This is a genomic window from Emticicia sp. GW821-FHT11C11 (assembly GCF_058808615.1).
In genome coordinates this window covers 25,776-40,364 of sequence record NZ_JBXARV010000004.1, presented here as the reverse complement: position 1 = coordinate 40,364, position 14,589 = coordinate 25,776, and the positions used below count along the sequence as shown (strand labels likewise).

General features: G+C 44.5%; 7 protein-coding genes. 1 reads left to right on the top strand and 6 read right to left on the bottom strand.

Going from position 1 to position 14,589, the window contains the following annotated elements:
* Positions 1 to 10: 10 nt before the first annotated feature.
* From AC1RRY_RS19965 to AC1RRY_RS19955, 3 genes are all read right to left on the bottom strand, one after another.
* On the bottom strand, positions 11 to 3,142 hold the full coding sequence (locus tag AC1RRY_RS19965; protein ID WP_492823814.1) for a SusC/RagA family TonB-linked outer membrane protein: 3,132 nt from the start codon (positions 3,140 to 3,142) through the stop codon (positions 11 to 13).
* Between the two features lie 568 nt (positions 3,143 to 3,710).
* On the bottom strand, positions 3,711 to 4,733 hold the full coding sequence (locus tag AC1RRY_RS19960) for a FecR family protein (RefSeq protein ID WP_492823752.1): 1,023 nt from the start codon (positions 4,731 to 4,733) through the stop codon (positions 3,711 to 3,713).
* Between the two features lie 43 nt (positions 4,734 to 4,776).
* A complete protein-coding gene (locus tag AC1RRY_RS19955; RefSeq protein WP_492823754.1) occupies positions 4,777 to 5,334 on the bottom strand; it encodes an RNA polymerase sigma-70 factor in 558 nt (185 codons plus the stop codon).
* Between the two features lie 542 nt (positions 5,335 to 5,876).
* Here AC1RRY_RS19955 and AC1RRY_RS19950 point away from each other — a divergent pair.
* Entirely contained in the window at positions 5,877 to 7,034 is a 1,158-nt protein-coding gene (locus AC1RRY_RS19950) for an MFS transporter (protein WP_492823756.1), read from the top strand.
* 151 nt (positions 7,035 to 7,185) lie between these two features.
* Here the strand turns inward: AC1RRY_RS19950 and AC1RRY_RS19945 are convergent, their stop codons facing one another.
* The 3 genes from AC1RRY_RS19945 to AC1RRY_RS19935 form a co-directional block, all read right to left on the bottom strand.
* Positions 7,186 to 9,117: a heparinase II/III domain-containing protein gene (locus AC1RRY_RS19945; RefSeq protein ID WP_492823758.1), complete on the bottom strand. Its 1,932-nt coding sequence runs from the start codon at positions 9,115 to 9,117 to the stop codon at positions 7,186 to 7,188.
* Between the two features lie 228 nt (positions 9,118 to 9,345).
* Positions 9,346 to 10,962 carry a RagB/SusD family nutrient uptake outer membrane protein gene (locus AC1RRY_RS19940; RefSeq protein WP_492823760.1) on the bottom strand — a complete coding sequence of 539 codons (1,617 nt, stop codon included), beginning with the start codon at positions 10,960 to 10,962 and terminating at the stop codon, positions 9,346 to 9,348.
* 103 nt (positions 10,963 to 11,065) lie between these two features.
* Entirely contained in the window at positions 11,066 to 14,488 is a 3,423-nt protein-coding gene (locus tag AC1RRY_RS19935; protein ID WP_492823762.1) for a SusC/RagA family TonB-linked outer membrane protein, read from the bottom strand.
* Positions 14,489 to 14,589: the final 101 nt, after the last annotated feature.

Sequence of the window (14,589 nt, the reverse complement as noted above, 5' to 3'; positions counted from 1 at the left end):
GTTTAATTTTTTAGAATGTTGCTGTTAGACCTACGTTAATGATTTTTGACTGAGGGTAGTACTGACCGGTTGAGTTATCAGTCTCAGGGTCATACACTTTCAGTTTGTCCCAAGTCAACATGTTTAGTCCATTTACATAAACTCTAAAATTACTAAAACCAATTTTCGAACCCACTGCATCAGGAATGGTATAACCGATCTCGAAGTTTTTCAGACGGATGTAGTCTGTGCTTCTTAACCAATAAGTGTTACCACCTGAGTAGTACTGATCGCTACGGTTAGCGATACGTGGGTGTACGCTGCTTGGGTTGTCAATAGTCCAACGGTTTTCATAAATATCTAACAGGAAGTTACCGATGTTACCAGACTCACCTGCACTTACGTATTGTTTCGCACCGGCTGCTCCCTGGAACAACACTGTAAGGTCGAAGTTTTTGTATTGTGCAGAAAGGTTAGCACCACCCTGGAACAACGGCAGGTTAGTATTATCATTACGAACCTGATCGTCCGGAGTGATTTTACCGTCACCGTTATAATCTTTGTATTTCATATCTCCAGGACGTAACTGGTTTACGATAGCCGAGTAATTGATCGGGTTTGCATCGATTTCAGCCTGATCTTTAAATACGCCGTCATAGATATAAGCCAGATAAGTATTCATAGGGCGGCCGGTAGTACGTTGGTAGTCTGGCGCACCTGGTGCTTCGTCCCAGAACAATACTTTGTTTTTCGCATAACCACCGTTGATACCTGCGCTAAATTTCAAATCACCTACTTGTCCGCGGTAACCGATGTTAAACTCCCAACCTTTATTTGATATCTCACCGATGTTTTCAGCAGGAAGTGTCAAACCAGTCGATTGTGGAACTGATGCATTTCTGAACCAAAGAATGTTGGTACGTTTGTTAGCAAACACGTCAAATTCGAACGATAATTTACCGTTGAACAATTGTCCTTCCAAACCTAAGTTTGCGTTATTGGCAACCTCCCAGGTAATGTTGTTGTTAGGGATACGTGTTTCATACAAAGTTTTGGTTTCTACGCCATTGATAATGTAACTACGGAAACCGTAAGTTGACATGTACTGATAAGTAGCAGGAGTAGTTGTGTTAGGTAAATACACCTGATCGTTACCCATTTGTCCCCACGATCCACGCAATTTCAAGTAATTAACTACTGGTAAGGCATTTTTGATGAAGCTCTCTTCAGAAAGAACCCAGCCCAACATCACACCAGGGAAAAAACCGTAACGGGTTTCCGACGGGAAGATGTCAGAACCATCATAACGCCACAGGAACTCAGCCAGATATTTTTCTTTGTAGTTGTAAGCAACACGACCGAAGTAGTTCAAACGTGCACTTTCATAAGCACCACCGCCGTTGTTTTTCTCAAGGTCACCACCGGCAAAAATTTGGTCGATAGCGGTAGAGATAAAGTAGCGACGATAGGCGTTGAAGTTATCACCTTGAATAGTTTCGCGGTTTGTACCTGCTAGTACAGTAAGACCGTGTGAACCGAAAGTGCGCTCGTAAGTACCGATAGCACCCAATAGAATATTCAATTGGTTTTCGTTACCGAGTGTCAGACGAGGTTCAGACGGACCACGTTTGCTGGCTACCAATGTTGGTGTTCCGTCAGGGTTAAGTGTTGTACCTTTTTCGTAAAGTGTCCAAGGTGTCTCCCAACGTTTAGTGCTGCGGATACGTTTGTCAATAGCGGCAGTACCGGTAAATTTCAAACCTTCAACACCAGGTATTTTGATATCGATTTGTCCATTAGTCTGGAAATAATCTTGTTTGTCGTTATCGTAACCGGTTTGGTTAGTAGTAATTACAACAGGGTTTTCACCGTTTTCGATATCAGGACCCGGTAAACCATTTGGCCAGAAAGCCGGTTGGTGTGGTTTACCACGCATTTGCATACGGAAGATAGCACCGGCACCTTTTGTTGGGAAATGACGGAACTCTTCACGGGCTAATAAGCCGATCTGCAAATTGATATATTTGTTGATTTTCGCATCAAGGTTTACTCTGATATCATATTGCTCATAACCGGTTGCCGAGTTTTTATAGAAGGCATCCTGTTTCTGATATCCCAATGTAGACAAGTAGCGGAAATTTTCAGTACCACCTGTCAATTGGAGGTTATGACGTGATTGCGGCGACCAGTCTTTCAAAGTAGCTTTGTACCAGTCAGTGTTAGGATACAACCATGGGTCTGATCCGTCGCTGTATTTCTGGATATCGCTAGGCGAGTATGGTGCTTTTCTTACTTCACCGTTTGGTCTTGTATAAGTACCATTGGTTTTGTATGCCTGATTGGCAGCAGCCCACTCACTTACCGGTAGTCCGTAGATGTCAAGGTCGTTCAGCATGCCAACATACTGCGCAGCATTAGCCAGTGCAGGTACTACTGTTGGTCTTGCCCAACCCTGATTGAATGAGTATGATAATTCAGGTTTACCTGTTTTACCTCTTTTGGTAGTGATCAGGATAACCCCGTTAGCCGCACGAGAACCGTAGATGGCAGCAGAGGCATCTTTTAGTACCGAAATGGTTTCGATATCGGCTGGGTTCAGACGAGACAAACCACCGGCACGGTTAGGGATACCGTCAATTACGATAAGGGCTTCACTATTATTAAGTGTGTTAGCTCCACGGATACGGATCGCTGAGTTGTCATAACCAGGCTCTCCACTTCTGTTGACGGCAACAACACCGGGAAGACGGCCTGCCAGCGAGTTAGTTAAGTTAACTGCCGGAGATTTTACTAGTTCAGTACCTTTCACGCTCACAACCGAACCTGTTACGGTTTCTTTCTTCTGCACACCATAACCTACTACTACTACCTCTCCCAGTGTGCGTACGTCAGATTTAAGGGCGATGTCGATAGTAGAACGGTTGCCTACAATTACTTCCTGCGCCTCAAACCCTACTATACTGAATACAAGCACTGACTGGTTGTCTGGCACTACAAGTGAGTAGTTACCGTCTATATCTGTAGTAGTACCTTTGGTAGTACCTTTAATTGTTACACTTACACCAGGTAAGCCCTCGCTCTTATCGGCTTCGGTTACTTTTCCTTTTACTGTTTGCTCAACGATCTCATCACTATCGGTGCGAAGCGCATCAATGTGTGACATTTTCTGCAGTTGAGATTTTTTTCTCAGTAAAATGCGGTCACCAATCACCTCATAAGAAATCTGAAGGGGTGTAAATAAATCGTTCAGTACCTCTGATAAGGTGTTGCTCATCACGATAGATACTTTCTGATTCAACCGTATAGTGTTAGAACTATACACAAACTTCACATCAGCCTGTTTTTCTATTTGGCTCAGAATTTTCTTGACTTCTAAAGACTCTATCCTCAAAGAAACATTAGTTTTCAGTACTTCCTGACCATTTACATCGTAGGCATAGGAAAGTCCGCTAAAAAGAGAGACCATCAAGAGTTGAATAAACGTAATTTTCATTGCTTCAAGCAAAAAATGTTTGCTACGTACGTCTTTTTTCATACATTTAGGTTGTTTTTATACTTAAGATAGGTAAAAACTCTGCTCCCGGAAACCGAATTGCCGTTCGATCTGGAGCGCTTCAGGGCCGATGATGTCTCAACATTGTCGGCTTTTTTTTCTCATGTTTTCATTCTGGTTCGTTTTAATTAGATTTTAGTGATTAATTGTATTATAAAGGTTGAATAGATGAACGTTTCTATTTGCAGCCTTCTCCGTTAATGAAGAAGCTGGTGCCGCGCTGCTCGAACCGCGCATTGACGGTACGGCATATTAATTCAAGTTGTGTGGATAGTGGCAGGTCGTTTAAATCGGCTGTTAAGACGCACTGGTTGAGATCATGATTCTCGACTATGACTTCAATGCCATAGACATTCTTCAGTTTCTGCAACACTTGCGGCAATGGGGTATCTTCAAATACAAATTCTATTCTTGTTGGTTGAGGAACCAGTACAATCGGGTTTTCAACAATGCCCGGAGTGATTTTCTTTGATACCTTGTCGAAAATTACTTTCTGATTCGGCGTCAGAATTACTCCGTTCTTATTACGTATTGTTTTTTCTGTGGCTTCGTAAACCGACACACGCCCTGAAGTAACCGACACCTCTATAGCTGCTGTGTTGTCATAAGATTTCACATTGAAACTGGTACCCAGCACTTCGGTTACGAGGTCGCCGGTGTGCACTACAAACGGGGCACTGGGGTTTCTTTTTACATTAAAAAAGGCTTCCCCTTTCAAATACACATTGCGGGTTTTTGTGCCGAAATGCTTCGGATAACTGATACTACTGTTTCTTTTGAGTTTCACCACGGTGCCGTCTTCCAGTTTCACCTCGCTGTCTGTATCTGACGTATTCTTAATTTCGATATCGCTTGTTTCTGCTACCGGCTCTGCTATAGCAACCGGGGCGGTTTCCTTGTTTCTCATCAGAAGCAGCCCGTTTACCAGGCCGATCAGAAGTATAGCCGCTATGCCCCATTTCAACATAGTAACCAGGCGGCCTTTGGTAGAACTGTATTCTTCTTCTACCACGCCGATGGTATTGCTGTAAATACGATTCCAGAGACGTTTTCTGATGGCGTCTTTTTCGTCCGGGTTCAATACTATCCGTGTATTTTTAAGCAGGTTTTCCTGCCAATCCCAAATCAGTTTTTCTTCTTCAGAATTGCATTCACCTGCCAGGTATCTTTCTAGTAGTTTGTCGAATTCATGCTGGTTCATAGACCCTGCCCGTAAATAACGGTATCTTTAATTTTTTCAAAAGTTAATTATCCGAATGATACGCTCTCAGTTGTTCTTTCAATACCTTGAGTGTTTTGGTGATATGGTATTCTACTGCTTTTTCAGAGAGATTCATCTGATGTGCAATGTCTTTTACCGACCGGTTTTCAAAACGACTCATCTTAAAGATTTCGCAGCTTCGTTCAGGCAGTGTCTTCATTGCTTCTTCTACTGCTTTTGACAGGTCAGTAAAATTTACAATTTCGTCTGTTGCGTACGATTGCTGTATCTGGTTAAATATCAGATACTCCTGGTACTTTCTCTGCGTGATCTGCGACTTGATGTAGTTGGTGGACAAATGCTTAATAGAAACGATCAAATAAGAGCTCAGGTGTTTTATGATGCTCACCTGCCGGCGATTCCAAAGGCTCTCGAATAAATCGTGAACTAACTCTTCTGCTTCTTCTCTGGCACCTGTTTCGTGAAAGGCAATACCGAACAATTTGTACCAATACCGATTATATATTTCTTCAAAAGCAGTTTCATTATCGCTTTTTAAGAAATCTACCAATTCATCATCACTAAACTTTTGGTACATCATTAGTAGCTAGGTCTTTTTCGAACATAAGAACTCTGATATATATAGTCAATTAACTCGGCAAAATCCCTAAAACATTTTAAATATTCTTCAAAAAATACAACTTAAAACGGTTTAGCGGAATCCCGCTCTTTCAGATATTTTATTAAAACAAAATCTGAAAAACGGGTTCAGGCAAATAAATACAAGCTAGAAATCAAACAGTTAGCTTTTACATGCAGATACACACAGCGTACCAGGCAACTTTTAAAAGTTTTTAAAAATTCTTTGTATAGTACTATTTCACGGGTTAGGTTAAGAGAATCTTGTGACAGGTGTGAATTTAAATCTCAAGATTTTTAACCAGTGTTTTAAGGGTTAAAGAAAAATTGAAATAACTACAAGGGTTAGTCTAGTTATATGGGTTGTTTTAATTATCGTTTGTAAATTTGAGAATATTATTCAAAGAATTAAAAACAATTATTACTTTTTTTTAAATTATGTTAACGATAGCATGAATATTCATTTATTTAGCTATTATTGGAAATTTCTAATCTGCTTTATACATGCCTTTATCCGACTCAGCTTTGCCTCAGAAATTCCGTCCGGCGCGATTAGCCACCTCTTTGTATTTTCTTGTTTGCGGCATTGGGCTGGCCAGTTGGGTACCCATGGTGCCACTGGCCAAAATAAGGCTCGGTCTCAATGATGCCGGTCTCGGACTGATACTGCTTTGCCTAGGCGCCGGTGCAATGACCATCATGCCATTTACCGGTGCGCTTATCAATAAACTGGGTAGCCGGGTAATCATGCTGCTCTCTGGCCTGATGATAGCCGCTGTGCTTCCGCTTTTGCTGTTTGCTGACAGCAGCCTGACACTGGCTATTTCGCTGTATCTGTTTGGTATTGCCATTGGCGCTATTGATGTGTCGATGAACGCGCAGTCGGTAGTGATACAGGATAAAGCGGGTAAATACATTCTGTCATCGTTTCATGGCTTGTTCAGTGTGGGTGGGCTAATAGGTTCTATGGGTCTGGGGTTCTTAATTGAGCTGGGGTTGTCGCCTATGATCGCCATTTTTGCCATTTCATTACTACTGGTTTTTATTTGCCTGAGCCAGTATAGGTTTCTGTTGCCGCATTCGGAAGAAAAAAAGATGGAAGTAGCAACCCTGATTATTCCGAAAGGGCCTGTGTTGATACTAGGGCTTATGTGTTTTGTGGCTTTTCTGGCCGAAGGCGCTATTCTGGACTGGAGTGCAGTATTTCTGAAATTCCACCGTAATTTCGAAGAATCAATGTCGGGTGTTGGCTTTGCGGCATTTTCGGTAGCTATGGCTGTTATGCGCTTGTCGGGCAATACTATCATTAATAAATTCAGTCAGCAGAAAGTAGTAATGGCCGGGGCCATCATTGCCGCCGTGGGCTTATTACTGGCTGTTGCCGTGCCGATTGGCATGGTAACCGTAGCAGGTTTTGTGCTGGTTGGTATTGGCTGTGCCAACATTGTGCCTGTTTTTTTCAGCACGGCAGGTAATATGCCCGGTATACCGGCCAGTGCGGCCATAGCGGGGGTTACTACACTGGGTTACATCGGGCAACTGGCAGGCCCCGCCCTACTGGGTTTTCTTGCGGAATGGACGTCTCTGTCTCTTGCACTGGGGTCTGTAAGTGTATTACTGCTGGTTGTGGCTTTTAGCTTTAAGGAGGCGTCTGAATTGTGATTTTGTCTGAACTTTGATTTACCTGATTTTATGATTGTTTTGATTATGTATTATGTAAAGAGTTTCAGTGAACAAATTCATCATTTGTTTAGAAACCATCAAATGACAAATCATTGTAATCAGCTCAATCAGGTAAATCACAGTTCAGGACTTATTTCACCACTGTAAAAACATTCTTCCCTTTATCCCCCATGTTTTTGCCTGTCAGAATTATCCGGCGTACCGGGCGGCTATTCCATTTGGTTTTGAAACTGTTGTATTCCATGCCTTCGGTAGACGGCAAATCAGTTGTGACAGTCCAGTTTTTAGCGTTGTATAACAGCGACAGATGCTTGCCTTTCGGGCTTGTGAGCACAATTTTGCCGGGGGTTGAGGTGTCTACATCACAGATGGTCATAAACACCTGCTCGAGCGATGTTGGCTTTTGGGTAAGTGTGAAATCATCAGTGATTTCTACCTGATTCTTCACCTTATTGAGTTTCACTTCGCGGTTCCAGGTTTTTATTCCTGCCGACTTTTCAAAGGCCGGAGCAATATCCATACTCAATGACGCCTCTTTGTCGTTCACGGTACTTTTTACGTTAATACCCTCATATTGGCGGCCAGCCAATTGCCCTTTTCCATTTACAACAGGCAGATTGTGATATTGCGATTGGGTGAACCACAGCTCGTAACGTTTCGACGAAAAAGTGCGGGCGGTATAATTGCCACGCCCGGCATCAATAATGATTGGCTCGCCATCTGAGTAAAGCAGGAAATCGCCTACGTCGTTATGGTTATGGCTTTCGGCATTGTGCCCGGCATGCGTAGCCAGATAAAGACCGTTTAACGAACGCGTGGTGAGTACCTGAATATCGCCAAACCATGAGTCTCCACCCGGTTGGTAGGCCGTAGGTGTATTGGGTATTTTAGTAACCGTAAGCAGGTTGGTGATACGGCGCATGCGATGAAAACTGTTGTTGGACGTAGCCGTGGTCGGGAATCGTTGATACGCCCACATACCAAACTGCGACAGGGCATCATCTTTCAGCGCCTGACCGAAGCGATATAACATCAGGCCATCCGGACGGAGCTTAGGGTCGGCATCAGCAAAGTTTACGAAGTAATCATCAGCAATATGCATTTTGTATACATACGACGCCATATTCTTCACTAAAGGCTCGTTGTAAATATCAATCTTGCCATTAGACGCGCTATGCAGGGTTTCGAGGGCATCGAACACACAGGCACCTGCCGCAAACCAGTAGCTGGGGCCTTCGTCGCAACCACCTTCATCGCCAAGGCTGTTCAGATAGGCATCCATAAACACCGAGTAATTATGCGCATAAGTGGCACGTTTGGCCTCATCTTTCTCCAGAAACAAATCAGCAATCAACAGGTTGGATACAATCCAGGGATTCCAGTTATTGACAGGATTCTTTTTGCTCAGGTATCCGTAACGCTCTACCTGTTTGATCGGCTCAAAAATTTTGCTGTTTACTTCATGATAAATTCTTTTACGCAGCAATGGTGAAATTTTATCTAATTTATCTCCCGTAAAATAATCAGTCAACGCCAATACAGAGGCTGTTTCGGCGGCAAATAAATCTACAGTTGGGTCTTCGGCATCAGGCAGTCCATTCTTTGCTTTCTGCACGCCTAGATGTGCGGGTACTCCCCAGTAAGTTTCTTCGCAGATAGCCCACACGTAATTCATGATGGCTTCTGTAAAACGCCCCTTGCCTTCTGCTGATTCGGCCAGCACCAAATCTATGAGGTTAATCCGGCGGCCATACGAAATTTTGGAATGCTTTTCTCTATCGCCTGAGCGCACGTATTCCATCAGCAAACTGGCCGATAGTTGCGGCATTTCTTTCTTTTCGGCTGCTTCTCCGGCTTTTATTAGTCCCTGTATCAATGAATCCGGTAAGGCAGTTTTCCATTCTTCCGGTGTTTTGGGGTACGGCGTCCATTGGCTGAGGGGTATCAGGCTTTGTCTGTAGACTTCAGGCGTATACTTGTTGCCCAGAATATTGCGCTGGGTAACCTGTGCATTGGCTACTAAAGCCAGCATGATTAAAGATAAAGCGAAGATATTCTTCATGATGTATAGGGTTGAATGTGCATTATTTCTTTCAGCGGTGGCACCGACTTATAATTTATTCTTCCGGAATCTGTAATCCCGTACGGATTACAAATCAGCAGAAACTAATGACATAAGCCGAACGAAGTCCTGTAGGGGCGGCATATTATAGTCTCGATTACTAAACATCCTACTCGATACAAAAAACGAACACTCCCGAAGGTTTTCGGGAGTGTTCGGCATATTACATCACCACTTAGGGTTTTGTTTCAGATTGGAATTGAGCGAGATTTCGTTGATAGGCAATGGCCACAAATAGTCTTTTGCAGGGTCAAACTTACGGAAACTGGCATCCTGAACCAGAATGTAGTTGTCGGGCGTAAGGTTTACTGTTGTGGTAGTGCCGAACTCATCTCTGAAGAAATAATTGCCCAAAACGGGTTTCGGTAATTCTGTTTCAGCGATTTTCCAACGGAGAATATCCCAATAACGCAGGCTTTCCTGTGCCAGTTCAACGCGGCGTTCACGGCGGAGTTCAGTGCGCATATCTAATCCGTTTGCGGATATAAAAGCATTGCTCAGCCGGGCTATTTTAGCGCGGTCGCGCAGGAGATTTACCGATAAGTTAAGATCAGCATCGCTGATCTGGCCATCCAGCTCAAATTTGGCTTCGGCATAAGTAGCCAGTACCTCTGCATAACGCAGTATGGAACGATCCATCAACGACGCCTGGGTTGTCCAGTCGTCAATGTTTGAATATTTGCGGAAGGTAAATCCTGTTTTGTTGAATACCAGAGGAGCTATGTCGAACACAGGCTTGGTACCCATATAGGCATCTCCTTTTTTCATTACAGTGCCCGACAGACGCTCGTCACGGTTCGTAAATACGTCAGTAGAAGCAACCGGCTGCTGATACAATGGGGACTTCGTAATGGGCAATCCGTCTTTCATCAGGTATGAGTCAACCAGACTTTTGGTTGGGCTCAGGTTTCCGTTTTCTAATGACCCTCTGTAATAGGCATGTGTGCTTACACGCTCGGTTACAGTTACCCCATATTGCCGGACAATGATGTTTTCGCGGTTCTGGCGGCCTTCGCCTTCATATTGAAAATTGCCGAAATAGCTCGCGAACAGGTCATGTTGCTTGCTGTCCATTACTGCTTTCGCTGCTGCTACGGCCAGTGTGAGGTGTTCGTTGGCATTACCATACTGATGGAATTTTGCGCGTGTACCCTCAAAAAGCGCTACTCTGGCTTTGAATGCATACGCAGCGGTATTTGAAACACGGCCGTAATCGGCAGTACCCAGGGCTGTTGCTGTAGGCAACTTAGAGGCAGCAAAGTCAAGGTCATCGTAAATCTGCTTGTAAATGTCTGCTCTCGGGCTGGCTGGAGCGGTTAACTCCAGCGAGGTATCGCTAAGTGTTTTAAGAATCAAAGGCACATCGCCGTATTTTTGTACCAGAGAGAAATAGGCCCAGGCTCTGAAAAAACGGGCTTCGGCCATGTAGCGGTCAATAGCCGCCTGGCCTGCAGCGGTAGCTTTAGGCGCTTTTTCCAGAATATTGTTAGCGGCTCTGATTAAAACATAAGGATTGCTGTAATTACCATCTGTAGCCGGAGCCAGTCGTGAGCCATCGCTGATGTTGTTTGAAGCCAGCCCCACGGCGTCGTCAGACCAGACGTCTTCCGTATTAAAAGCCGGCAGGAAGGTATACAAATAGTTGGCCGCCGATTTCAGATCGGCTTCTGAACGCCAGAAGGTTTCATCGCTGATACTGGTTTCGGGCAGTCGGTTCACGTCGCAGGCTGTTAGTCCAACCGAAACAGCTACAACGAATGATATATGTTTGATAAATGATTTCATGTTCGTTTTTTGAATGAGTGATTTAGTGAATGAGCGATTGAGTGATTAAATCTCTTTTCAATACTCCTTTTATTCTTCACTATTACTTCGTCATTGTTCCTGATTAGAATGAAAGATTTAAACCAACTGATGCTGTTGCAAAGAACGGATAGTCGTTATCAACGTTATCGCGATTCTCAGGGTCGAACAATCCTTTGAATTTACCCAGTGCCGAAACGGTCAGTAAATCCTGTCCCGAGAAAAACAATCTTGCTCTTGAGATATTGATTTTCGAAGTCCAGTTCACAGGCAGTGTATAACCTACCTGAATGTTTTTCAGACGGGCATAGCTGGCATTAAGTACCCATTTGTCAGACGGCAGGTAATTATGCGTAGCACCCACATAAGGTCTCGGATAGAGCGCTCCTGTGTTTTCAGGCGTCCAGTAGTCGCTGTGTACAGCCAGGGCCTGTTTCCAGGTAACTAACAGAGGCGCAATGTTTTCGGCATTCGGACGGTAGCTGCGTTTTCCTACTCCCTGCACAAATGCTGTGAAATCTATATTTTTCCATTGGAAACCAAGTGTCACCCCAAACAGGTAACGCGGCTGCGTAGTACCCAGCAACACGAGGTCACCATGGTTAGCAATATTACCATTACCGATGGTCAGTCTGCCGTCGCCGTCCTTGTCAATGTATTTCACATCTCCTGCACCAGTGCGGTTATCCTGAAATGCCCATCCTTTTACTTCATCAACACTGGTAAAATAACCGTCTGTCTGATACCCCCAGATGGTGTTAAGCGGGTATCCTTCAATAATGCTGTTGGTACCTGCGGCAATTAATTTACGGCCGGAGAAATTCAACAGTTCGTTCTGGTTGTCGGACAGGTTGGCGGCTACGTTATAAGAGAAGTCTGAACCGATAGTACCACGGTAGCGTGCTTCCACCTCCCATCCCCACGATTTAAGCTCACCATTGTTTTTACGAGGTGTACCGATACCAATTACGGCCGGTAACTGCTGTGGTGTAAGCATATTACGGTTGTATTTCACATAATAATCGGCGCTTACCTGTAGCTTGTTCTGGAAGAAGCCTAAATCAGCACCAATGTTTGAAGTCTCGATGGTTTCCCATGACAATTGCGCTGACGGAATAGCACTCTGGTATATGTATGAAGTGCGGGAGTCGCCCAATACTAAAGTAGCGCTGCGGCTCAGCTGGTTCAGGTAGTCGTAATAACCAAGGGTATTGCCCAAAGCGCCACCCAGACGCCCCCACGAAGCACGCAGTTTCAATTCAGAAACAAATTTGAGCTGATTGGCAAACCAGTCTTCGCGGTGGATATTCCAACCGGCAGAGGCTGATGGGAACACTTTTATGCGATATCCCGGCGCCAGTCTTGAGCTTTCGTCCGAGCGCAACGTACCTTCTACCAGATACTTATCGGCATAGTTATAGTTGATGCGTCCAAATACAGACTGATACGCATAGGCATAGATACTCTGGCTGTTGCTTTTGGTTTTGTCGTCGCCCAGGTTCAGTGTCGGCAAATCGTTGCTTACCAGGTTGGTAGCAGCTGAGTATACCGACGATGAACGGAAGGCTTCCCACTGATATCCCCCGAACAGACCCAGGTTGTGCTTACCTGCAAATTGTCTGTCGTAATTGGCCAATAGCTGAATATTGGTATTAGTAATGAGCCCGTTTGTTATGTTATAAGAATTGACCTGATTCAGGTAACTCAGAATTTTCGATTTGCCCCAAAGTGGCACCGTCCGGTTAAATACCTCTCTGTCGTCGCGGCGGTATTGTGTTCCAAACACTGCCCTCAGATTCAAACCTTTTATCATTTCAGCGGCTTTCAATGTAAATACGCCATCGAAAAAGTTGCGGCGGTACTCGTTGAAACCACCGGCTTCCATAGAAGCATAAGCAGTAGCAGCAGAACCTGCACCGTTGTAACGGCCTTCGGGCGTGAAGAAAGGTGTACGGGTACGCAGGCGGTATATCTGATACAAAAGCCCCTGACCATTGATACCGGCCGATGAACTTTCGGTTTTGTCATTAGTATAAGACAGACGAGAATCTAACGAAAATATTCTGGTTAGCTGCGCACCGAGGTTCACACGCAGATTATACCGGTCGTAGCTGTCGGGGCCAACTTTAAAAACACCATCTTTGCCGTAGTAGCCTCCCGAAATCAGGAAGTTCAGTTTATCGGTCCCTCCTCTCATCGACAGGTTGTGTGTACGCATCGAAGAGTATTTTCTGAGGATTTGGTCTGTAAGGGGTTTCTGGTTATAGAAAAGATAGTTACTCGTATCGGCAGGGTTTATTACATAAGGAACTCCGTCTTTGATACGCTGAATCTCTTCGGCAGTGTACTCGGGGCCACTGCCTGAGTTGGCACGGGCAAGGTTGGCAAATTCTGCTTCTTCTAATAAAGACATTCTGCCCGGCACGTTAATGGCCCAGTCGGTTCCGTATTGTGCCAGGTAATCAAAAGTTACTTTGCCCGATTTACCTTTTTTGGTAGTAACCAATATAACTCCACCCGCCGCCTGCGCTCCATATATTGCAGCAGCAGCGGCATCTTTCAATACGCTGATGCTCTCCACATCGTTCGGGTTCATGGTTTGCAAAGTGTTGCTAGGCACGGCTACTCCGTCTAACACCACTAAGGGGCTTACAGTACCGTTGGCAGTAGTAGCACCGCGAATCTGTATGCCTATCTCTTCGCTACCCGGCTGGCCGCTGGTACGGGTAATGATCAGGCCCGGGCTCATCCCCTGCATGGCAGTTGCCAGGTTACTGGCCGGACGGTTTTCTATGGCTGCGGCATCAATGCTCGACACTGCGCCTGTCAGGTTTGCTTTCTTCTGGGTTCCGTAACCTACTACAACTACTTCATCGAGCGCCTTCATGTCAGAACCCAGTACTATATCAATAGTGCTGCGGTTTCCTACCGCAATTTCCTGTTTTTCATAGCCCAAAAAGCTGAAAACCAGTATCGTCTTATCGTTGGGTATGGTGATTGAGTAGTTTCCTTCTGCGTCGGTGGTTACTCCGCGGGTGGTACCTTTAATGGTTACATTCACACCCGGCAGACCCTCGCCTCCGTCTTTATCGGTTACTTTACCTTTCACGGGCTGGTCAGCGGCAGTTATCGTTCCAGCGTTTTCCAGCATTTTCTCGGGTTCTATGCTCTCGAGAATAGTCTGTTTTTCTTCCCAGTTCAGAATAATCTGCCCGCCAATGATGCGATAATTGACCTGTAAGGGCTTCAATAAAGACTCTAATACGTTTGATAGTTTTTGTTCAGAAACAGTATAGCTGACTTTACGATTGGCGTGAATGACTTTTGAGCTATATACAAATTTTACATCTGTCTGCTCTTCAATTCTTTCAAGCACCATACGAAGACTCTGATTCTCGGCTTTTAGCGATACTGACTTATTCAAAAACTCCTGAGCGTTTGAATCGTAAGCATACGAAACAGTAGCGAAAATCATTGCCAATACAAGCTGAACAGCAGAAATTTTCATAGCAAGTAGCAAGATTTTACTTGTTTGTAATCTTTTTTTCATACATTTGGACAATTTTGTTAGAGGTAAGAATTTGACAAAAGAAGCCCTGGTTTTCACTC

What these genes read in the sequence shown, in the direction of transcription:
- AC1RRY_RS19950 (WP_492823756.1), top strand. Translation starts at nt 5,877, where the DNA reads ATGCCTTTATCCGACTCAGCTTTGCCTCAGAAATTCCGTCCGGCGCGA.
- AC1RRY_RS19960 (WP_492823752.1), bottom strand. Translation starts at nt 4,733, where the DNA reads ATGAACCAGCATGAATTCGACAAACTACTAGAAAGATACCTGGCAGGT.
- AC1RRY_RS19935 (WP_492823762.1), bottom strand. Translation starts at nt 14,488, where the DNA reads ATGAAAATTTCTGCTGTTCAGCTTGTATTGGCAATGATTTTCGCTACT.
- AC1RRY_RS19955 (WP_492823754.1), bottom strand. Translation starts at nt 5,334, where the DNA reads ATGATGTACCAAAAGTTTAGTGATGATGAATTGGTAGATTTCTTAAAA.
- AC1RRY_RS19965 (WP_492823814.1), bottom strand. Translation starts at nt 3,142, where the DNA reads ATGTCACACATTGATGCGCTTCGCACCGATAGTGATGAGATCGTTGAG.
- AC1RRY_RS19940 (WP_492823760.1), bottom strand. Translation starts at nt 10,962, where the DNA reads ATGAAATCATTTATCAAACATATATCATTCGTTGTAGCTGTTTCGGTT.
- AC1RRY_RS19945 (WP_492823758.1), bottom strand. Translation starts at nt 9,117, where the DNA reads ATGAAGAATATCTTCGCTTTATCTTTAATCATGCTGGCTTTAGTAGCC.